The following is a 21,274-nucleotide window of genomic DNA, read 5'->3' on the forward strand; positions in this document are numbered from 1 at the left end:
ATGAAAGGTCCGAACATCATCCACGTCCCCACCTCGCAGCAGTCGGGCCACCTCCTCCTCGCAGGGATTTGGTGACCCAGATTCAGTCGGGGTGGGGAATTTTACTCCGGCTCTTTGAGGAGTCTAGCACCGGTCGTGACAGCCCATCCCGTCGCCTTCCCGGCCCATCGGCCATCTGACCCAGTTCAACCAGCGTTGGGGCCTGGCGGTCGAGAGCCCCATGAAAGCGCGCGGGTCCTTCGTGTGTTGAGTCGTTGGAGAAGCCGACGCCCCGAAGCCACGCGGGGCCGGGAAAAGGATATCGAACTCCGGCGCCACGCACTGGCGCAATGTCCGCGATGGCCGTTCGGGTGGTCGAGCAATAGCTGCGGTCCTACCACTCCTAAACGAGGATCGAAGTCCCACGAACGACCCCTTCGCATAACCTCGAGCCGATCGGTGCCACCGTCGTGGACGGGCGTGCCGGCGCTGTGTCTGGGCGAGGGACCGTGATGCGGGGAGAGACAACCCCGCGCACCTCAAAGGCCCGTCGTCAACGGACTGAGGATCCAATGCTCCCGGTCCAAGGGCACAGGGAGGAGGCTGTGGAGCCATCCCGGGAACAACTTGAGCACTTAGTGAACCACATCCGCGAGGTCTTCTTCGTTAGCACACCTGAGCCCGTCCGTGTCACATACGTCAGCCCGGCCTACGAGGAGATCTGGGGCAGACCCCGTGAGGAAGTGTACCGACGGCCGGCGGCATGGATCGAGTCGATCCATCCAGAGGATCGCGAACGGGCCATCGACGTCTTTACCGCCTCGCAGCGGGGCGAACCGACTCGAATGGAGTACCGGATCGTGCGACCGGACGGTTCCACGCGCTGGATCAGCAACCGTACGTTTCCAGTCCACGATTCTGCCGGCAAGTTCACTGAAGTCGTCGGTGTCGCCGAGGATATCACCGACTACAAGCGCGTCGAGCAGACCTTGCGGGAGAGCTTGGAGCAGACGCAACAGGTTCAGGAGCAGCTCGCTATCGACGTTCCAGAGCGTACGCAAGCGGAGGCGCGACTGAGAGCGCTCAACGACATCATGGCCGCCGCAGCCGGCGCGGCGGACCTGCGGACGTTTCTCGGGACGCTGCTCGATCGGGCGCTGACGGTCCTGGAAGGTGAGCGCGGTGGTATCTGGCTTGGCACGAATCCCGACAGACACGTGACGCGAAACATGGCGCCGGAGCTGAGCACAGAGGTGGTCGCCACGGCGTCCGCTGCCGGATTGGATTTCACTCGGGTCGTCGCGGTGGAGGACTGGGACACTCTCACAGGCCCAACTGCGGAGGCGCTCAGGCCCGTGCTACAGCGCGCCGGCGCAGCCGGGGCTTCGTTGACCGGGCCGATACTCCTGGGCGGTCGTATGATCGGTGGGTTCGCGATCGCAACATCGCGGCCACGGCGTTGGTCGTCGCAGGAGATCCAGTTGGTCGAGGCGATCGGTAAGCAGGTCGGGGCCGTTGCGGAGCGCCTGCGCCTGTTGGACGAGGTACGCGTTCACGCGCACAACATGGAGGCCCTTCATAGTGTAGGTGTGGCTCTCCGCGGGGTCGATCGTCTCGACGACGTGTACGCAATCATCGTGGAGCAGGCGATGGCGCTGCTGCACGGCGATCACGCCGCCCTCGTGCTCATTGAACCGGATGACGTCAACTTTCGATGTGCATGCGTCCGGGGGATCGCAACCATACCGCAAGGCGCGGTGTTCCCTGTCGCAGGGAGTCTCTCCGGAATGGCTATCCACCAGGGTGGCGTCTTTCTTACACCCGATCTGTCCGCGGAACCCCCATCGGTAGCCGGCGCCTCGCCCGGGAGTGGCCTCATGGGTCCGTGTATTTCGGTTCCGATGCGGGAAGGCGATCGGGTAATCGGCGCGCTCATCATCGCTCGGCAGCGCGGGGCCCAGTATGGTCCATTCACCCCCCAAGCGGTGGGAGTCGTCACGACACTTGCGGACCTGGCGAGCCACGCCATCCATCGTACGCAACTGGCCCATCAGATCGCCCAGGAACTCGCACATGTCCGCACGCTGCACGAGAGCGCCCAACGCATGGTCGAGACCTTGGATCTTCAGCGGCTCGCGGACGAAGCGGTCGCACTGTGCGTGGGGGCGCTTGGTGTGACCTTCGCCTGGACCGCGAAGTTTGACGACTCTGGTGTGCCACGGGGTCTCGCGTGTTTCCCTGCCAATACCGACATCCCCGTATCCGTGCCAGCCGGCTGGGCCGGGTCGGAGATCGAGACACGTGTCAAGGAACGATTCGCCACCGGAGATCCGTTTGTGGTGCCCGATTTCAATGCCACTGCCGCGCCGCCGGTCCCATGGATGCCAGCGCTTCGGGCGCTGGGGCTTCAGACCGTGGCGGCGCTCCCCCTGGCCGGCCGGAATGGGCTCTTTGGGCTACTGGCGTTGTATTCTGACCGTGCGGGGTTCTTCACGCCCGAGCGCGTGGCGTTCTTCCGAGCGTATACCCACCAGTTGGGGGCATTTTTGGAGAACGCTCGCCTGTATCACGAGACCGTCCACCGATCGGCGCAGCTTCAGGCGCTTCGGGAGATTGACCAAGCGATCACCGGGAGCCTGGACCTCGGTCTCAGTCTCAACGTGGTGCTCGCCAGCACCATGGCGCAACTCCAAGCGGATGCCGCGTGTGTACTGCTGTTCAACCCGCACTTGCAAGTGCTCGAGTACGCGGCAGAGCATGGATTCCGCACGGCCGTCCTGCGGAACATGCGCGCCTACGATACGACGCTGGCGGGCTGGGCGCATGCACTGGAACTGCGAGATAAGGAAACAGAGGGTCACACGCAACGTGTAGCTGAGACGGCCGTACGTCTGGCGACCAAGTTGGGCATTCCGGACACCGAGCTGGTGCACATCCGCCGCGGTGCACTGCTGCATGATATCGGGAAGATGGCGATCTCGGATACGCTGCTCCTCAAGCCCGGCCCGCTGACGAGCGAGGAGCGGGCGACGATGGAGCTCCACCCCGAGCACGCCTACCACCTACTGGCGCCAATCCAGTTCCTACGCCAGGCGCTGGACATCCCATACTGCCACCATGAGAAATGGGATGGAACCGGATATCCGCGTGGGCTCAAAGGGATGGATATTCCATTGGCGGCCCGGATCTTCGCCGTGGTGGACGTGTGGGACGCACTTACATCGAAGCGCCCGTATCGAGCCGCGTGGAGCACCGAGCGGGCTCGAAAGCATATCGCAGAACGCGCAGGCACGCATTTCGATCCGGACATCGTGACAGCGTTCCTGGAGATGCTGGAGGAACACGAGGCGCCTGCCCGTGGGCATCGTACAGGGCGTCACTAGGATCGGAACAGCGAGGACGTCGTGCGACGCCCGTCCCCTTGGCGGAGCCAGTCCGACGTCTTGCTGAGAGGCTTGGGGTTACCGCGTCCCCGCGAGGTGTGAGGGGTGATGTGGTCGTATCGTCCCCGCAGGGACCTACGAGTCTAGAACTTCGTCAAGAACTTTGCCAACGCGGACCGGACGGCTCAATGTCTGCGGCGAGGGAGTCGCGCGTGTTGTCCTTCAACCCGCGATACTCGTTCCAAGTCGTGAGCACGTGTTTGCGTGTGCGCGCACCTTGAAGCCGCCGGAGCAACTCTGCGGCATAGTGTGGTCGTCGATAGTACAGCACGCTGTATAATGAGTACAACCACTCTCGAAATCTTTCGTGGGCTGTTGCGAGAGCGGCGTCTTCGGATACGTCCTCAATAGACTCTCTCAGGTGGTCACCTATTTGAAGCATTCTCACGAGTTGTCGAGGTAGGCGGTGACGGTGAAGTCCATACTGGAGCGCAAGAATCACTAGCCCGCCCAGACTCAATAGACCAGATAACCAAAAGTGCCCGAGTTCTCCGCCGAGGCTTTGCGGGTGCGCGAACACGCTCTGCCCAATGTATCGAAAAGCCAGTGACGCAAGCAGCAACGCGACGGCGACGATTCCCCACGGGTCCAGTTCGGGCAGGATCGCGATGTGCATGTCGATCCGCTGGGCCAGGAACTCGCGGCGGCGGCGGCTAACGGTTTGCTCACGAAGACGGGGTCGGCGGGATCGTGGCGATCGTTCAGAAACGTGGGTAAATATGGTGGAGCTGGAGGGAATTGAACCCTCGACCTCCTCTACGCCAAAGAGGCGCTCTCCCGCTGAGCTACAGCCCCACGTGATCCAACGCCGACGCCGTGCGGAACCTCCGTATTATATCGGACGGTGAGCCCCAGGTCCATATCGGATTCGGCGGCGGTTCGACGTCAGGCTCGCGCGTCCGGCTAGCGTTCGACGACCGGCGCGTCCCCCCAAAGCCGCTCGAGGTTGTAGAACTCTCGCTCGCGCGGCTCAAAAATATGGACGACGACGTCGCCGAAGTCAAGCAGCACCCAGCGCCCGTCGCGCCGGCCCTCCGCGCGGCGGGCGCGTTCGCCGGCGGCTTCGAGCGCCTCCTCGACCGCCTCGGTGATCGCCTTGATCTGCACCCGGTTGCTCCCGCTCCCGATCACGAAGAAGTCGGTCACCGGGCTGTGCTCCTGAAGATCAAGGACAAGAACGTCGCCCGCCAGCTTGGACTCGGCGGCGTCGGCCGCCAACAGCGCCTTTCGTCTTGCCTCCACTACCCGGCCCCCTTGGGGAGCGACGCGGGCGCTTCCACGTAGAGGTTGTGCTTCGCGATGTACTGCTCGACGGCTTCGGGCACGAGATAGGTGATCGGTCGGCCTTCGCGCACGCGGGCCCGGATGTCGGTGCTGCTGATCGCCATCGCCGGGATCTCCATCGTATGGATGTTGTGGAGATGCGGCCGGACGTGATGGTGGCTCGCCGACACCTGGGCGGGATCGAGGTAGTAGCCGGGGCGACTCGCGCCGATAAACCGGCACAATCGGAGCAACTGCTCCGCGTCCCGCCACTCACCGCGCAGGATCTGCCCGAGCGCGTCCGCGCCGGTGATGTAGTACAGTTCGTCGCTGGGGTGTTCGCGCCCGAGCTCGCGGATCGTGTCGATGGTGTAGGATGGTCCCGGCCGATCGATCTCCATGCGCGAGACCAAGAACCGCGGATTCGTGACGGTCGCGAGAAACGTCATGAGATACCGGTGCTCGGGTCCCGACACGTCGTGCGGGTCCTTGTGCGGAGGATGGCGGTTCGGCACAAAGATCACGAGGTCGAGCCCGAACTGCCACCGAGCCTCCCCCGCCGTGACCAAGTGTCCATAGTGCACGGGATCAAACGTCCCGCCCATGACCCCGACTCTGCTCACACGCACCTCTCACGTTCGTCGCCCGACATGCACCGACTCACGTCGCCGCGCCAGGTCCGGGGGGCGTGTTCTCGGCGACGCCCGCGGCTTCCTCCGCCCCGCGCGGCGGTGCGGCCTGGAGCCGCGACCGCACCGCGCGCAACAGCGCCGGCACACCTTCGCCGGTTGCGGCCGAGATCGAGACGACCTCGCGGCCCCGCGCCGCCATCGTCGCGGCGAATCGCTCCCACCGACCGCGCGCGTCCGGCAGATCCATCTTGTTGCCGGCCACGATCACCGGCCGCGTGGTCAGCTCGGGAGCGTGCAGCGCGAGTTCGCGCTCCACCGTCGCCACCGCGGCGTCGGGATCCGACCCGCTCAGATCCACCACGTGCACCAGCACGCGCGTGCGCGCGATGTGCCGCAGAAACTCGTGGCCGAGTCCCGCGCCTCGATGCGCACCCTCGATCAGCCCGGGGATGTCGGCGACAACGATGCCCGGTGCATCGGGCAGCGGTACGACCCCGAGCACGGGCTCGGTCGTGGTAAACGGGTAGTCGGCCACTTTGGGGCGCGCGGCCGAGATCCGCACGAGCAACGACGATTTGCCGGCGTTGGGCAGGCCCACGAGGCCCACGTCTGCGAGCAGGCGAAGCTCCAGCAACAGCCACCGCTCCTCGCCCGGCGTCCCCGGTTCGGCCTCGCGCGGCGCGCGGCGAGTCGACGTGGCGAAGTGTGTGTTGCCGCGCCCCCCCCGGCCGCCGTGGGCCACGATCACCTCCTGCCCGGGGGCGACGAGGTCGGCGAGCCGGTCGCCAGTGGCTTCGTCGACCACGATCGTGCCGGGGGCCACCGGGATCACGAGATCGCGCCCGGACCGTCCGGCGCGCGCGCTGCCCTCCCCGTGGGCGCCGCGGCCGGCCTTGAAGAGCCGGCGGTACCGGAACGACAACAACGTGTTCAGGTCGGTGTCGGCCCGGAGTGCGACGCTCCCGCCGCGGCCGCCGTCGCCGCCCGACGGTCCCCCCTTCGGCACGAACTTCTCCCGGCGGAACGCCACGCAACCGTTGCCGCCGTCTCCGGCCTTGACGAAGATCCGTGCGCGGTCAATGAACATGGGAAGAGGACGCAAAAGGGCCCCGGGCTCGTGGAGCCCGGGGCCCGCGCCGAAGCACCCCGCTACGCGTCGCCTGGATACACCGATACCTGACGGCCGTCGCGGCCGCGTCGCTCGAACCGCACGACGCCAGACGCGAGCGCGAACAACGTGTCGTCGCGCCCCAGCCCGACGTTGCGGCCCGGCAGGTACCGTGTCCCGTGCTGCCGGACGAGCACCGAGCCCGCGGACACCGTCTCGCCGGCGAACCGCTTGATGCCCAAGCGCTGGGCGTTGCTGTCGCGCCCGTTCCGGGAACTGCTACCACCCTTCTTATGTGCCATCTCAGGCCCCCTGCCCGCTCGTGATCCGCTCGACCCGCACCCGGCTGCGGGGTTGCCGATGCCCAACGCGCCGCCGGTAGTGCTTCTTCGGCCGGAACTTCCCCACGAGGAGCTTCCGCGTCCGCGAGTGCCCGAGCACGGTGACCGTCACCCCGGCGCCTGACACCTCCGGCGTGCCGCACGTCACCGTGTCGCCGTCCACCAGCATCAACACGCGCCCGAGCGTGACCTCGGCCCCAGGATCCGCGGGCACGCGGTCCAACTCGACGACCTGCCCCGCCTCCACCCGCACCTGCTTGCCACCCACATCGATTACCGCATACATGTGACGCCCCCACGTGTTTGCAACCCAAAAATGGTAGCATGCGCTCTTTGGAGTGTCAACGACCCGGGGTTCTGCCCACCCCCGCAGGGTTGGGTTCGGCATGCTCCCTGCGCCCGTCCCGAGGCAGCGGACGCCCGACCGGCGGCGCCGGCGGCACTCCACCGGCTCCGCCCAGGCGGCGCCACAGGCGCACGAACCATCCTCCCCCCGCCGACGCAGGCTCGCCGACGGCCCGGAGCACGGAGGACTCACGCGGCTCGTCGTCCGGCAGATCCAGCCCCTCGCCGTGGATCGGGTCCAGCCAGAACACCGGCCCGAGTTTCGCGCCCTGCCCGTTTGCCTCCGCCCGCTCCATCGCCGCGGCGCTCTCACCTTGCGCCACGGCGATGCGATCGAGGTGCATCCCGGGACGCGACCGCACGACGATCGTCTTGCCGCTCTCGCGACCGAGCGCCCGCAGCCACTCCGCGTCCTCCTCGAGCACGGCCGCCACGTCGGGATGTACGTACGCCATCAGCACCTTCGCCCGCGACGTCGAGGCCGCACGGCGCAACTCCCGGCGGGCGCGCACCCCCGCGCTCTGAGGGGACAGCACCCGACCCCGCCCTTCACAGTACGGACAGGGCATCCGCATCAGCTCCTCGAGATCCTGGTAGACGCGCTTCCGGGTGATCTCGACGAGCCCGAGTTGCGTGAGATCGATCACGTGGACCTTCGTGCGATCGGCGCGAACGGCCTCGGCGAGCGCCGCGAGCACACGGCGTCGATGCTTCTCGGCATCCATGTCGATGAAGTCAACCAGGATGATCCCCCCGATGTCACGGAGGCGGATCTGCCGGGCGATCTCCTGCGCGGCCTCGAGATTTGTCTTGAGGATCGTGCTCGCCAGGTCGGTCTTCCCGACGTACTTGCCCGTGTTCACGTCGATCACGGTCGCGGCCTCGGTCCGATCGAAGACGAGGTACCCGCCGCTGCGCAACCACACCTTCCGGTGCAGCGCCCGCTCGATCTCGCGCTCCACACCGTAGGCGTCGAAGATCGGCTCCGGCCCCCCATGAAACTGCACGCGCTCACGCAGTTCCGGCGCGAACGAGCCCACCAGGTCGCGGACCCGTTCGAACTCGAGCGGGGAGTCCACGACGAACCGGTCGACCTCCCCGGTGAACAGATCACGCACCACACGGCGGATCAGGCCGTGGTCCTGGTAGAGCACGGCCGGCGCGCGGCTGGCCGCGGCGCGCTCGGTGACTTTCGACCACAACTGTAACAGGAAGCGGACGTCGTCGGCGAGGTCCCGCTCGTCGACGCCCTCGGCCGCCGTCCGGACGATCAGGCCCATCCCTTCCGGGCGCAGCCGCTCCCCGATCGCCCGCAGACGCTTGCGCTCCTGTTCGTTCTCGATGCGACGGCTGACCCCGATCCCCGTGACGGTCGGCATCAGCACGAGGTAGTGGCCCGGCAGCGCCACGTAGGTCGTCGCACGCGCGCCCTTGCTCCCCCGCGGCTCCTTGGTCACCTGCACGAGGATCTCCTGGCCCACCCGCAGCCGCTCGGCGATCGGACCCCGTCCGATCTGATCCTCGAGATCCTCGCCGCCCTGTCCGTGCGCCTCGATCCGGTTCGACCGTACGTCTGCGACGTGGAGGAAGGCGTTCCGCTCGAGGCCGATGTCCACGAACGCCGCCTCCATGCCGGGCAGCACGCTCGCCACCCGCCCCTTGTACACGTTTCCCGCGAGCGGGTCACCCCGCTCGAGCAAGACGCCGGTCAGCACGCCGTCCTCAAGCACGGCGACGCGCACCTCAAACGGGTCCACGTTCGCGAGAATCTCCTTAGCCATCCCGTCCAAACTCCTTTGCTGCTAGAACCGAATCTTCTGGTGGCGCATCCCGATATTGAGGAGAAGCGCGGTCGCCCACAGCATCGTCATGAGGGCACTGCCGCCATAACTGATGAACGGAAGCGGGATCCCGGTGATCGGCATGATCCCGACCGTCATCCCAACGTTCACGAACACGTGAAAGGCGACCATCGAGACGATCCCCGCCGCGGCGAGCGCCCCGAACCGGTCGCGGGCCACCGCCGCGGTCCGCACGCCGCGCCAGAGCCACACGAGGAACAGCGTCAAGAGGAGCAGCGCGCCGACGAACCCCAGTTCCTCGCCGACCACGGAGAAGATGAAGTCCGTGTGGTGCTCCGGGACGAACTGCAGCACGTTCTGCGTCCCGGCGAACAGCCCCTTGCCCCAGGTCATCCCGCTGCCGACGGCAATCTTCGATTGGATGATGCCATAGCCCGATCCGAGCGGGTCTAGCGAGGGGTCGAGGAACACCATGAGCCGCCGCCTCTGGTACTCCTTGAGCAGGTGCCAGAGCACCGGAAACAGCAGGCACGCGCCCGCCGAGAGCCCGGCGAGGTCCCGGCGGCGCGCGCCCCCCGCGTACAGCATCCCCGCGAAGATCGCGCCGTACACGAGCGCGGTCCCGAGGTCGGGCTGGCGGAAGATGAGGAACATCGGCAGCGCGACGTGCCCGAGAAACGGCAGCAGGTCGCGGATCGATCGGTACGGTCCGGGCCGGTCGGCCATGTGCTTCGCCAGCGTGATGACGATCGCGAGCTTCGCGATCTCCGACGGCTGGAACTGTCCCAGCGGTCCGAGGGGGATCCAGCGCTGCGCGCCGAGGCTGCTGCGGCCCACGACCAGCACCGCGGCGAGTATCCCGAGGTTCGCCACGTACAGCCAGCGCGACGCGGACGCGAGCGTGCGGTAGTCGACCGCTATCAGCACGATCCCGACGCCGACGCCGATGACGATGTGGAGCAACTGGCTGCGGGTGTACAGAAACGGATGCGGGGAGGATCGGGTGGTGCTGTACACCATGAGCAGTCCAAACGCGACGAGCGCCGCCGTCGTACCAATCAGGATCGGATCGAGGTTGCGCGCCAGGCGCCGAGTCCGCGCGGCGCGCGCGCTCACAGATCCCGGCGCGGTGACGGCGGCCGTGCCCACGGCACTCATGGCTTGGGGTCTCCGGCCGGCGGAGCGGCGGGCGTGAGACCGAACGCGGTTTCCAGCACGCGCTGCACAATGGGTCCGGCGAACTCGGCCCCGTAGCCCGCGTTCTCGACCATGGCGATGACCACCAGCGTCGGGTGGTCGGCCGGCGCGTAGCCAACGAACCACGCGTACGGCTTGCCGTGTGCGCTCTCCGCGGTCCCCGTTTTGCCCGCGACGGCGAGGCCAGGAATCTGAATCGAGGTGGCGGTTCCGCGCGTCACGACCGCGGACAACCCGGCCCGGAGGACGGACAGCGTCTGCGGGCTGAGCGGCACGTCGCCCGCCGGCGGCGGCGAGATCTTCTGAATGACCTGGCCCGACGGCGTACGAATTTCCACGGCGATGTGCGGGGTCACGAGCGTCCCGCCGTTCGCCACCGCGGCGATCATCCGGGCCGCCTGCATCGGTGTCACGAGCACATACCCCTGCCCCACCGCGGTGTTGAGCGTGTCCCCGGCGTACCACGGTTCACGGTAGACGCGGCGTTTCCACGCCGGATCGGGCACGACGCCGGCGATCTCGTCAGGTAGGTCGACGCCCGTGCGAGCGCCGAGCCCGTACAGGTGCGCGTACTCGGAAATGTGCTCGGGCCCGACCGACCGCGAGATCGTCCAGAACACCACGTTTGACGACACCGCGATCGCATTCAGGAAGTTCAGATGACCGAACGCTTCGTTTTGGTTGTCGTGGAAGATCCGCCCGCCGAGGTTGTAGTAGCCCGGATCGTAGAACTCGGTGTCGGCCGTCACGACGCCGAGCTGCAACGCCGCCGATGCGGTCACGATCTTGAACACCGACCCGGTCGGGTAGCCGGCCTGGACCGCGCGGTCGATCAACGGTTGGCGGGGGTCGCGCAACAACGCGCTCCAAGCCGCCGCGGGGATCCCCGCCGAGAACAAGTTCGGGTCGAGCGCGGGGTGACTCGCGAACGCCTCAACGGTACCGGTCGCGGGGTCCATCGCCACGACGGCGCCCGGCCGGTCTCCGAGCGCGGCCTCCGCGGCCTGCTGCATCGGCAGGTCGATTCCGAGCACCAGGGTGTCCCCCGGCACGGCCGGGATCGTCTGAAGCGTCCGCGACAACCGGCCCATCGCGTCGACCTCGGCGCGGAGCTCGCCGTTGCGCCCGCGGAGGTAGCGGTCGTAGACCCGTTCCACCCCCGCCTTGCCGATCAGTTCGCCGGGTTCGTATCCGTCGGCCCGCAACTGGCGGAGGTCGGCGTCGCTGATCTCGCCGAGATAGCCGAGCAGATGGCCGGCGAGATCGTGGTACAGGTACTCCCGCACGGGCTCGACCTCCACGAGGACGCCAGGCAGATCCATCCGGCTCTCCTCGACGGCGGCGACGACCGTCTTCGGCACGTCACGACGCAACCGCACGGGCTGGAACGGCTGGCCTCGCGACGCGGTGAACCGCTGCCAGACGTCCCCGGGATCGAGGCCCAGCAAGCGGGCGATCTCTGGGATCTCCTGCTGCGGATTGACGACCTCGGTGGGCATCAGCGCCACGGTGAACGCGGGACGGTTCGCGACGAGCGGCCGACCGGACCGGTCGACGATGAGCCCGCGCGGCGCGGCGAGTGTCGTGACGCGCAGACGGTTTTCCTCCGCGAGACGGGAGAAGTAGTCGCCCTGCACGACCTGCACCTGCCAGAGGCGGACGGCCAGCACGGCGAGGAGGCCGGCGACTACGGCGAACAGGACGACGAGGCGCCGCTCGAAGCTCTCGCGGTCCATCTAGCGATCCCCCCGGCGGTCCGGAGGCGCACACCACAACTTCGCCCCCGGACGGTTCGGGGCGGGATCGGGGACGACCGTCATGGCCCGGCGGGCGCTCACGCCCGTCCGGACGGTCCGGGGCACCCCCGGCAGGGTCCACCACGCCACACGGTGCCTCAACGTCGATAGACAGGTTCCGGCGCGGAGCTCGGGGTCGGTCACCGCGGTCGTTCGGAGAGCCGCTGCAACGCCCCGTCGAGCCGGCGGAGCCATTGGAAAACCGGAATTGCAATCATACCATTATAACATGCCGCCAGCGCCGTGACGCGAACCGCCTCCGTCAGGGGCACGTTGAGCACGCTCACCATGTGACCGGCGCCGATCCACACCGCATACCGCACGATGGTCAGCGTGAACGCGGCGATCGCGGGCAGCCAGAGGTCCTCCAGGTAAAGCCGCCCCTCGCCGAGCCCCGCCCCGAACCCGGCGCAGAGGTTGCCGAGCATTCCAAGCCCCAGCGGCACCCCGGTCACCACGTCCTGCATCAGCCCAGCGGCCGCGCCGGCGACGGCGCCCTCGATCGGGCCGTGCAGCAGGCCGACCGACACCACGAGGACGAGGAGCGGGTCGACGGCCGCGCCCCCGGGCCGGATATCGCTCAACCATGTGACTTCAAGCGCCAGCGCGGCGAGCGCCAGAATGCCGTAGGCGACGAACCGCGTCATCGCGCGACCTGTTCGCCACCTCGGACGACAATCAGCAACTCCTCCAGATGGGCGAGGTCGGCGGAGGGACGCACCAGCGCCTCCTGAAACATGTCGCCGGCGGCGTGGGTGACCCCGATCACAGTGCCGACGACGAGACTGCGCGGATAGATCTGTCCGAGCCCGGACGTGACGATCTGGTCTCCGGGCTGCACGTCCGCGTCGCGGGCGAGGTACTTCAGGTGCAGCACGGGGTAGCCCTGGCCCTCTACGACGCCGGCTTCGCGCGAACGGACCACGAGGACGCCGACGGCGCTCCGCGGATCCGGGAGGAGCAGTACGCGTGACCACGTCAGCCCGGTCTCGATCACGTGCCCCACCAAGCCGTCGCTGGTGACGACGGGATCGTTCCGCCGGACGCCCGTGAGCGTGCCGCGGTCGACGAGCACCGTGGAGAACCAGTCGCTCGGCTCGCGGCCGATCACCCGAGTCGCCACGGTCTGGTACGGCTGGTGCTCCTTGAAGCCGAGCAGCGCTCCGAGCCGCGCGTTCTCCTGCGCGGCCGGGCGGAGTCCGGCGTTCTCCTCGCGCAACTGCCCGACCTCGGCGCGGAGACGCGCGTTCTCGGTGCGCAGGGCCCCGATCTCATTCAGAAGCGACCACGCGCCGGACACCGCGCCGCCAATCCGCGACAGCACCGTGGCGGCCGGCGCAAGCGCGAACTCCACGGCCTCGCCCACCCACCCCACCCGGCGGCGGTCGGGCGTCCGCACCTGCTCGGTCAAGACGGCGAGCGCGACGACGCTCAGCGTCAAGAACACGATGAGCCGTCGGTGGCGGAGCAGCGCGGACGAGAACACGCTGTGGCCTACATCCGCTTGCTCGTGACCAGGACTTTCTTGAGCGTCTCGATCTCTTCGAGCGCGCGCCCGGTCCCGAGCACGACGCTGCTGAGGGGGTCGTCGGTGATCATCACCGGCATGCCGGTCTCCTCGCCGAGTAGCCGGTCGAGCCCGCGGAGCAGCGCGCCGCCTCCCGCCATGATGATACCGCGGTCCACGATGTCCGCGGCCAGTTCCGGCGGGGTTCGCTCCAAGGTCATCTTCACCGCCTCGACGATGGCCGCGATCGGCTCCGCCATCGCCTCGCGGATCTCCGTCCCGGTCATCCGCACCGTCCGCGGGAGTCCCGACACCAAATCCCGCCCCCGGACTTCGATCGACTGGTCCTCCTTCTGCGGGTACGCGGAGCCGATCTTGATCTTGATATCCTCGGACGTGCGCTCACCGATCAAAAGGTTGTACGCCTTCCGCGCGTATTGAATAATCGATTCGTCCATCTCGTCACCGGCGACCCGGATGCTGCGGGCGGTCACGATGCCGCCGAGCGCAATCACGGCGACCTCGGTCGTCCCGCCTCCGATATCGACGACCATGCTCCCCACCGGCTCCGACACGGGAAGCCCCGCGCCGATCGCGGCGGCCATCGGTTCCTCGATCAGGTACGCTTCCCGCGCGCCGGCTTGGAGCGTCGCGTCGATCACGGCGCGCTTCTCCACCTCGGTGACGCCACTCGGAATCCCAACGATCACCCGGGGCCGCAACAGACTCCGCCCCCGGAGGCCGCGCTTGATGAAGTACGACAGCATCGAGGCGGTCGTGTCGAAGTCGGCGATCACGCCGTCTCTGAGCGGGCGGGTCGCGATGATGTCTCCGGGCGTGCGGCCGATCATCTTCTTGGCCTCGTCGCCGACGGCCAGCACCTCGCCGCCGTCCACCCTCCGCGCGACCACGGACGGCTCCCGCAGCACGATCCCCTCCCGCCGCACGTACACCAGGGTGTTGGCGGTCCCGAGGTCCACTCCCATGTCGCGGGTGAACCGGCCGAACAAGCCGTTGAAGATCATTCCCTCACGCTCCTCTCGGGCCCCCCGCTGGCCCGGCCCCCCTCTTCCGCGGCGCGCGCGGCGCTCCCGGCGCCGGGTCGAACGGACCACCCCGCTCGCGGAGGCTCACGTACCGACCGTCCCCGACGATCAGGTGGTCCAGCACGGGAATCCCCATCAGCCGCCCGGCTCGGCACAGCCGCGCGGTCAGCGCCAGGTCGGATCGGCTCGGTGCCGGATCGCCCGATGGATGATTATGCACCAAAATCACCGCCGCAGCGCCTCCGCGGACGGCGGCCCGAAACACCTCCCGGGGATGGACCGGGGAGCTCGCCAACCCGCCCCGCGTCAGCTCCACCCGGTCGATCACCTCGTGCCGCGTATTGAGTAGCAGCACCCAACATTGCTCCGTCTCGCAGAACCGCAACGCGTCGACAACCAGCGCCGCCGCGTCGGCAGGTCGGCGCACGACCGGCCGCGTCCGCGGCGGCAGTGCCCGCAACCGGCGCCCCAACTCGAACGCAGCTAGGAGGTGGAGGGCTTTAACCTCGCCCACGCCGGGCGTCCTGCACAACTCGACCGGCGTGGCGCCGGCGAGGCGATCCAGCGTCCCATGGTTCCCCAAGAGGGCGGCCGCGACCTCCAGGGCACCGTGGTCGCGGAAACCCGTACGGAGAAGAACGGCGAGCAACTCCGCGCTGCTGAGCGCGCCGGCGCCGTGCCGCAGCAGCCGCTCACGAGGACGGATCTCCTCGGGGAGATCCACGATCCGGCGTCGTCGCTCACGCAGCGCAGCACCCGAGAGCCCGAGATCGCAGACCCCCGGCCGGCCCGTCACGACCGGCGAGCCCGCGCGATGGAACGACAACGGGGCAAGGTCGGCGTGTGAACGCGCGCCGCCCTCACCCCCTCAACCCCTACCCCCCGCGCTCATAGCGCGCGGAACAAGTAGATCGCGACGATTATACCAACCACGATCGCAACGTTCAATCGGACCGTCAGCCCGAGCGTGATCGTGAAGACACGGAGGTCCAGCGTGACGGGAGGGTCCACGCCAAACGCCACCGAGTGACCGATCGGCGCCAGATACGTAAACTGCCCGACGGCGTCGGCGAACACGCTGCCCAGCATGGCCCCCGCGATGATGATCACGACCAAGATCCACCACGGTTCGCGCGTCCGCTTGGCAACCGGTGCCACCCTTCACCCCCTCGCCCCACCCGACCGGCCAGCCCGACGACGGCCGACCGGCCGCCGTCGGGCAACGCAAAAGGGAGCGGCCCGCGACCGCTCCCCGGCCTCGCGTCCTCCACGCCCGAGGTCGCTTCGCCGCCCCCTCCGAGCCCGCGACCTCGCCGGTCAGCTCTTCTCCCCGGCGCTTTTGTCTGATGTCGACGACTTCGGGTCCTCGGGCTTCGTCGCGTCCTTAAACTCGCGCATGGCCTTCCCCACCGCTCCGCCGAGGCCCGCGAGCCGGCTCGGTCCAAACAGGAGGATGATGATCGCCAGCACGATGATTAGCTCCCAAAATTTCGGTCCCATAGCGCACCTCCGGCCTGATTATACACCATTTGAAAGAAGCGAGCGTGGCGCGCCCGGCGTTCCTCACGGCGGTTCGAGCCCAGCCGCCGGACCCGTGGCGCACGCTCGCAGAGGTACGAAGCGCCGCTACAGCATCGGATGCGCCGTGATGATCGCCCGCGCGATCTCCACGAGGCGCTTGTTCTCGCGCTGGCTCTGGATCTGCATCCGCCGGAATGCCTCCGCCTCGCTGATGCGCAGACGATCCATCAGGATCCCCTTGGCGCGCTCGATCACCTTGCGCGCCTCGAGCGCCTCGGACAGCGTGGCGACCTCCTTGCGCAGTTCCTGAAATTCGGCGAACCGTGTGCGCGCCGTCAGGATCGCCGGCAGCAGGTCCTCTTCGGCGACCGGCTTGACGAGGTACGCGAACACCCCGGCCGCGGCGGCGCGTTCGATCAGCGCCTGATCGGAGTAGGCGGTCAGCAGGATGATCGGCACCGATTGCGCGCTGCTGATCTGGCGCGCGGCTTCGATCCCATCCATCTCTGGCATCTTGATGTCCAGGACCACCAGGTCCGGCGCGGTCTCGCGCGCAAGCGCCACGGCCTCGCGCCCCGTCGTCGCCTCGCCGACGACCTCCATCCCCAGCGTGGTGAGCTGGGTGCGCAGGGCGATCAGGCGAATCGCCTCGTCGTCCGCGATCAGGATCCTGGGGCGGGGCATCATCGGCGGAATGCGACCTCCGCGATCGTCCCGCCGTCCACCCACATCCGGAGCCGTCCGCGCAGATCGCGGGAGACGAGGGTGCGCACAATGGACAGCCCGAGGGACTCGACCTGCTGGGGGTCCAGCTCGGCGGGCAGCCCCACGCCGTCGTCGCGCACGACTACCGTGACCTCGCCCCCGCGCTCGTGGAGCGTGATCAGCACCGCGCCCCGCGTACGCCCGACGAAGGCGTGCTCGATCGCGTTCGTCAGCAACTCGCCCAGCACCAGGGCGAGCGAGGTCGCCTGCTTGCTCGGCAACAAGACGGATGGGCCGTCCACGCGCACGTCGAGGTACGTCCCCGGCGCGCCGAGGTCGCGGCACACGGTCTCCGCGATCGCTTCGGCGAGCCGTCGGCCGTCGGCCTCGCCGATGTGGTCCAGCGACAGCAGGCGGTGGACCGTCGCGATGCTCTTCACCCGCGCCAGGCTGTCCCGCAGGCGGCTCGCGACCTCCGGCGATCCCGCCTCGCGCCCCTCGAGATAGAGCAGGTCGGCGAGGGTTTGGAGGTTGTTCTTGATGCGGTGGTGCATCTCTTGGAGCAGCGTCCGCAGCTGCTCGTTCCCGGCCACCAGTTCCTGTTCGCGCCGATGAATGACCCCCGCGCGCTCGTCGAGGTACGCCTGCCCGATCGCCAGCATCTCCAGATCGATCGCCTCGTTGATCCGGTCGGCGACGCGCATCACGTCCCAGGGGAACGCGAGCCACAGTCGCCGGCGCAGCATGCGCTGGATCTCCGCCAGGACGGCGAGCCGGAACAGGGCGAGCGCCTGCTGGATCTCCTCGAGCGAGAAGCCCCGCCGGAGTTGCTCTCCCGCGACCGCGCGCGCGGTCCGGAACACTGCGTCGCGGGCAAGCGCTTTCTCCTCCGCCGTCCACGCGCGCGCGACCTCCAGCACCACCCGCAACCCGTCGGCGCCCCACGCCGCGGTCTCGACGACGTCGTGGTACCGGGGCACGCGTCGGCGCAGCGACGCCTGCCACGCCGTGACGATCGTGTCACGCGCGCGGGCGAGGTGCGCGCTCGTCGTCTGCACCGCCACGCGGAACAGGACGTCGCGCAGCCGCTGCCACGGGCGGGCCGCGTCGTCCGCGCGGACGCCCGCCGGAGGAGAGGTCATCGTGACCGTCGCCGGGGCTCGACGCGTCATGGCGGGATTGCCTTAACGAGTCCGCACCGTGACGAACTCGACGAGCCCGTGCAGGCTCGAGCGGGCGGGCGAGTCGCGCAGGCGCCCAAGCGCCGCCGCGGCGCGGTCCGCGCGCGCGCGCGCGACATCCAGCGCGTAGTCCACGGCACCGCACCGAGCCAGAATCTCGCGGACATCCGCGGTGGGATCCTCCCGCGCGTCGCCGTTCGTCCGCGTCAACACCGCCTCCAGGTGCCGCCGATCCGCCTCCGGCGCGCGGAGCAGCGCGTGGATGATCGGCAGCGTCACCTTGCCGGTCTGGATGTCGCTGCCGATGGGTTTGCCGAGGCTCGACGCGCTCGCCGTCAGGTCCAGGGCGTCGTCGGTGATCTGAAATGCCATCCCCCACTCGAGGCCGAACGCCGCGAGCGCTGCGGCCTCGTCCTCGCCCGCGCCGGCGGTCATCGCTCCGCACCGGCACGCCGCGCTCATCAACTGGGCCGTCTTGCCCTCGATGATGTCGAAGTAGATCGTCTCGTCGGTGTGCGGCGTGTTGCCGTACTTGATCTGCTTGATCTCCGCCTGGCTCATCCGCACCGTGGCCCACGCCATCGCGGCGGCGAGATCGGCCTGCCGCAACCGCGCGAGCATGTGAAACGCCTTGCTGAACAAGTAGTCGCCCAACAACACGGCCACCTGATTGCCCCACACCGAGTTCACGGTCGCCTGGCCCCGGCGCAGGTCCGCGGTGTCGATGACGTCGTCGTGCACCAGCGACGCGACGTGGATCAGCTCGACGGCGCCGGCAATCTCGAGCCGCCCCACGCGGTCCGGCGGCCGCCGTTCGCCGCCGGCGCACGCGAGCGCGCTGAGGCAGACCAACGCCGGACGGACCATCTTGCCGTGGGTGCGCAGCACGTGCGCGACGAGGTCCCCGATAAACGGGTCGTCGCTCGTCAACTCCGCCCGCAGACGCCCGTCCAGCGCCTCGAGATCGCCCTGAACGGGCGAGTAGATTTGGCCGAGTTCCATCGGATGGTGTGTTCTCGCCGCCCGCCGGGTTTCCCTGGAGTGGCCGGCGCCCCGGAGCGCCCGGGTGCGGTGGCGCGCGGGCGCCTCGCGACCCTCCGGCTACACGTCCGCGACGACGCCGTAGAATGACACGAAGAACAGGAGGCCGAACAACAACAGCCAGAAGATCAGGTATCGCCAGTACACGACTGAGACGCTCGGCCCCTGCGACGCGCTCGACGAACGACGTTCCGCCATCACGCCCCCCCCTGCGCCGGCGCCGCGCCGCCGGGTGGTCCGCCGGCCGGGGCCGCCGGCCTCCTCGCCGGCGGGATCGCGGGACCGGGCATGCTCGCGATCCGCTGGCTGAACGCGCGGACGGCCTCGACAAACTCGGCCGCGGCGTGCTTGCCGTAAAACAGCGCCCCGATGCGCTCGGGATTGATCTTCTGCCGCTCCAACCGGCGCCGCAGCTGCTCGACCCGGTCCCCGATCAGGTTGTTGCCGAGCCGGTTGAAGCAGTCGCCAAGCGGGCACCCGCAGACGAACGCCCCGTCGGCGCCGTTTCGCAGCGCGAACTCCAGCCACGCCGGCCGCGTGAACCCGGAGCACGGGATCTTGATCAGGGTGACGTTCGGGAGGTCCCGCATCGTTCCGTCCTCGCGCGTCACCCCATCGGACGCAACCGACCAGTCGCAGAGGAACCCGACGATCTTGGGACCCCGGCCCGCGGCGGGCATGGGTTGTGGACGATCGGCTAGCTCCGGCATGCGCTCAGCACCTTCTCCTGAATATCCTTTTGGAGAAACCGCGGAAGTTCGAGCGCCTCGAACGGGCACGCCCCGACGCAGATCCCGCACTCGACGCATCGCGACTCGAGGATGACCGCCCGCAGCTTGCGCGCCTGCGCGGCTTTTGTCACGCCCGGATTGGGAGTCGGCACCATCACGATGGCGTTGTACGGGCAGTCGTAGTAGCACAGCTCGCACCCCGTGCAGTTCGCGTCGATCACCTGCGCGACGCCCGAGTCCTTGATGCCGAGCTCCTTACGGGTCTCGGGAAGCTGGTACGGGATATAGAGGCCGTACGCCACGATCACGACGGCGAGCGCGATCAGCACCAGCGGCGGCAGGAACCGCATGGCCCAGTACGGTGTCAGGAACAGCCAGTCGACCGCCAGATCGGTCGGCGTGTGCAGCGCCGACGCCGGCGCCTGGCTGCTGACCGGGATGAGCCCGGTCAGCAACAGCACGAACCCGAGCGCGAACAGGGTCCACACGGCGGGCGGCCACACCTTAGGATGGCGGATACGCGTGTAGTGCCACCAGAGGAAGACGTACAGGCCGACTGCGGGTCCGACGTGGAGGAACAGGATCCGGGGCAAGAGCAGGTTCGTCAGGCCTTCGCCGCCGAACAGCGCGTGGCGCAGCCACCCGCCGACGAGCGGCACCTGCCCGGCCGCGTTCGCGGTCATTGCCACGAGCGCCGCGCTACGCTGGTCCCAGACGAGCACGTAGCCCGTCACGCCGATGAACCCCGCGAAGAGGAGCAGCATCATACCGCTGATCCACGGTTCGTCCCGGGAGAACCGAAACCGCTCGGTGAACCAGTTGCGGAAGAAGTGCAGGAGGATCACGATCATGAACCCGTCGGCCGCGTACCGGTGGATGCCGCGGATGATCTGGCCGTACGGGACGTCGACCGTCAGGAACTGCACCGACGTGTAGGCTTGGTCGAACGACGGGGCGTAGTACAGGAACAGGAAGATGCCCGACAGGATCAGCACCGTGAGGAACAGGTTGGCGAGGCCGCCGGTGTAGTAGAGCGGGTTGAAGTCCTCCGGGTACACCCGCGCGACGACGGTGTCCAGCCGAAGCGTGGCGTCGAGCAACCGGCCGAGCAGCCGTCTATACACCCGTAAACCCTCCCTTGCGCAGGAACAACAGGATGAACGAGTACGCGAGCAGGATCACCCCGATCAAGCTCCCCCCCAACAGCGGGTGATTCGTGAGCTCGCCCCAGACGATCCCAACGATGCACACCAGGCTCACCAGCGACAGAATCGCGATCCACGTTCCGTAGATCGACGCCCGGTCGGCCATGCCGATCACCTCCCCCTACCCGGCCCGGCCGACGGGTGGGCGGCCGGCCACGTCGTGGCGTGGCGTCCCGCCGCGTCGCGCCGCGCCAGCACCCACTCGTACAGGCCCACCCGACGGCGCACCCGCCCGGCCGCGCGGTCCACCTCGTACAGTACGAACCCGAGCCACAGCATCACCACGACGAGGCCGGCCGCGAGGGCGACGACCGCCGCGGCGGCGTCGATCGTCGGCGCCGCACGCCACGCGCGCCACGCCGAGAGAAACTCGCTGAGCCCCAGCGTCGCCGCGGCGAGGAGCGCATAGAACAGGAGCTTGCGCCGCACGG

23 protein-coding genes and 1 tRNA gene are annotated in these 21,274 nt (G+C 68.4%); 1 reads left to right on the top strand and 23 read right to left on the bottom strand.

Annotated features, from left to right (window positions below; all coding sequences use genetic code 11):
* The first annotated feature begins 584 nt into the window (after positions 1-584).
* Positions 585-3,362 carry an HD domain-containing phosphohydrolase gene (locus tag VKZ50_21590; protein ID HLJ62323.1) on the top strand — a complete coding sequence of 926 codons (2,778 nt, stop codon included), beginning with the start codon at positions 585-587 and terminating at the stop codon, positions 3,360-3,362.
* Positions 3,363-4,142: 780 nt separating this feature from the next.
* On the opposite strand, the gene VKZ50_21595 is transcribed toward VKZ50_21590, so the two are convergent.
* The 23 genes from VKZ50_21595 to VKZ50_21705 form a co-directional block, all read right to left on the bottom strand.
* Positions 4,143-4,217 (bottom strand) — tRNA-Ala (locus VKZ50_21595).
* A gap of 108 nt (positions 4,218-4,325) precedes the next feature.
* Positions 4,326-4,664 (bottom strand): ribosome silencing factor, encoded by a 339-nt coding sequence (rsfS, locus tag VKZ50_21600; GenBank protein ID HLJ62324.1) that lies wholly within the window; start codon positions 4,662-4,664, stop codon positions 4,326-4,328.
* Positions 4,664-5,308 carry a nicotinate-nucleotide adenylyltransferase gene (nadD, locus tag VKZ50_21605; GenBank protein HLJ62325.1) on the bottom strand — a complete coding sequence of 215 codons (645 nt, stop codon included), beginning with the start codon at positions 5,306-5,308 and terminating at the stop codon, positions 4,664-4,666. The genes rsfS and nadD overlap by 1 nt, the downstream gene beginning before the upstream one ends.
* A 37-nt stretch (positions 5,309-5,345) precedes the next feature.
* On the bottom strand, positions 5,346-6,404 hold the full coding sequence (gene obgE / locus VKZ50_21610) for a GTPase ObgE (protein ID HLJ62326.1): 1,059 nt from the start codon (positions 6,402-6,404) through the stop codon (positions 5,346-5,348).
* A 62-nt stretch (positions 6,405-6,466) separates the two neighbouring features.
* Positions 6,467-6,727 (bottom strand): 50S ribosomal protein L27, encoded by a 261-nt coding sequence (gene rpmA, locus VKZ50_21615; GenBank protein ID HLJ62327.1) that lies wholly within the window; start codon positions 6,725-6,727, stop codon positions 6,467-6,469.
* A 1-nt stretch (position 6,728) separates the two neighbouring features.
* On the bottom strand, positions 6,729-7,052 hold the full coding sequence (gene rplU, locus VKZ50_21620) for a 50S ribosomal protein L21 (GenBank protein ID HLJ62328.1): 324 nt from the start codon (positions 7,050-7,052) through the stop codon (positions 6,729-6,731).
* A gap of 55 nt (positions 7,053-7,107) precedes the next feature.
* Positions 7,108-8,892: an Rne/Rng family ribonuclease gene (locus VKZ50_21625; GenBank protein ID HLJ62329.1), complete on the bottom strand. Its 1,785-nt coding sequence runs from the start codon at positions 8,890-8,892 to the stop codon at positions 7,108-7,110.
* A gap of 21 nt (positions 8,893-8,913) precedes the next feature.
* Positions 8,914-10,071 carry a rod shape-determining protein RodA gene (gene rodA, locus VKZ50_21630; protein HLJ62330.1) on the bottom strand — a complete coding sequence of 386 codons (1,158 nt, stop codon included), beginning with the start codon at positions 10,069-10,071 and terminating at the stop codon, positions 8,914-8,916.
* On the bottom strand, positions 10,068-11,846 hold the full coding sequence (mrdA, locus tag VKZ50_21635) for a penicillin-binding protein 2 (GenBank protein ID HLJ62331.1): 1,779 nt from the start codon (positions 11,844-11,846) through the stop codon (positions 10,068-10,070). Before mrdA ends, rodA begins: the two co-directional genes overlap by 4 nt.
* Positions 11,847-12,046: 200 nt before the next feature.
* Complete coding sequence (gene mreD, locus VKZ50_21640) at positions 12,047-12,553, bottom strand: rod shape-determining protein MreD (protein HLJ62332.1); 507 nt, start codon at positions 12,551-12,553, stop codon at positions 12,047-12,049.
* Positions 12,550-13,392, bottom strand: a complete 843-nt coding sequence (gene mreC, locus VKZ50_21645; protein HLJ62333.1) for a rod shape-determining protein MreC — start codon at positions 13,390-13,392, stop codon at positions 12,550-12,552. The genes mreD and mreC overlap by 4 nt, the downstream gene beginning before the upstream one ends.
* Positions 13,393-13,400: 8 nt before the next feature.
* Positions 13,401-14,438: a rod shape-determining protein gene (locus tag VKZ50_21650; GenBank protein ID HLJ62334.1), complete on the bottom strand. Its 1,038-nt coding sequence runs from the start codon at positions 14,436-14,438 to the stop codon at positions 13,401-13,403.
* Positions 14,439-14,442: 4 nt separating this feature from the next.
* Entirely contained in the window at positions 14,443-15,255 is an 813-nt protein-coding gene (gene radC / locus VKZ50_21655; protein ID HLJ62335.1) for a DNA repair protein RadC, read from the bottom strand.
* 92 nt (positions 15,256-15,347) lie between these two features.
* Complete coding sequence (locus VKZ50_21660) at positions 15,348-15,617, bottom strand: DUF4321 domain-containing protein (protein ID HLJ62336.1); 270 nt, start codon at positions 15,615-15,617, stop codon at positions 15,348-15,350.
* A gap of 159 nt (positions 15,618-15,776) precedes the next feature.
* Positions 15,777-15,959, bottom strand: a complete 183-nt coding sequence (gene tatA, locus VKZ50_21665; GenBank protein HLJ62337.1) for a twin-arginine translocase TatA/TatE family subunit — start codon at positions 15,957-15,959, stop codon at positions 15,777-15,779.
* A gap of 126 nt (positions 15,960-16,085) precedes the next feature.
* A complete protein-coding gene (locus VKZ50_21670) occupies positions 16,086-16,667 on the bottom strand; it encodes a response regulator (protein ID HLJ62338.1) in 582 nt (193 codons plus the stop codon).
* The gene (locus tag VKZ50_21675; protein HLJ62339.1) at positions 16,664-17,857 is read right to left on the bottom strand and encodes a sensor histidine kinase; all 1,194 of its coding nucleotides are present in this window, start codon (positions 17,855-17,857) and stop codon (positions 16,664-16,666) included. The genes VKZ50_21670 and VKZ50_21675 overlap by 4 nt, the downstream gene beginning before the upstream one ends.
* A gap of 12 nt (positions 17,858-17,869) precedes the next feature.
* The gene (locus tag VKZ50_21680; protein HLJ62340.1) at positions 17,870-18,868 is read right to left on the bottom strand and encodes a polyprenyl synthetase family protein; all 999 of its coding nucleotides are present in this window, start codon (positions 18,866-18,868) and stop codon (positions 17,870-17,872) included.
* Between the two features lie 99 nt (positions 18,869-18,967).
* Positions 18,968-19,105 carry a hypothetical protein gene (locus VKZ50_21685; protein HLJ62341.1) on the bottom strand — a complete coding sequence of 46 codons (138 nt, stop codon included), beginning with the start codon at positions 19,103-19,105 and terminating at the stop codon, positions 18,968-18,970.
* Positions 19,105-19,617 (bottom strand): hydrogenase iron-sulfur subunit, encoded by a 513-nt coding sequence (locus VKZ50_21690; GenBank protein HLJ62342.1) that lies wholly within the window; start codon positions 19,615-19,617, stop codon positions 19,105-19,107. Before VKZ50_21690 ends, VKZ50_21685 begins: the two co-directional genes overlap by 1 nt.
* Positions 19,605-20,762 (bottom strand): cytochrome b N-terminal domain-containing protein, encoded by a 1,158-nt coding sequence (locus VKZ50_21695; GenBank protein HLJ62343.1) that lies wholly within the window; start codon positions 20,760-20,762, stop codon positions 19,605-19,607. The genes VKZ50_21690 and VKZ50_21695 overlap by 13 nt, the downstream gene beginning before the upstream one ends.
* Positions 20,755-20,949 (bottom strand): hypothetical protein, encoded by a 195-nt coding sequence (locus VKZ50_21700; protein ID HLJ62344.1) that lies wholly within the window; start codon positions 20,947-20,949, stop codon positions 20,755-20,757. Before VKZ50_21700 ends, VKZ50_21695 begins: the two co-directional genes overlap by 8 nt.
* Before the next feature lie 5 nt (positions 20,950-20,954).
* Positions 20,955-21,272, bottom strand: coding sequence for a hypothetical protein (locus VKZ50_21705; protein HLJ62345.1), 318 nt, complete (start codon positions 21,270-21,272; stop codon positions 20,955-20,957).
* Positions 21,273-21,274 lie beyond the last annotated feature (2 nt).

It is taken from the genome of bacterium (assembly GCA_035295165.1).
GTDB lineage: Bacteria > Sysuimicrobiota > Sysuimicrobiia > Sysuimicrobiales > Segetimicrobiaceae > JAJPIA01.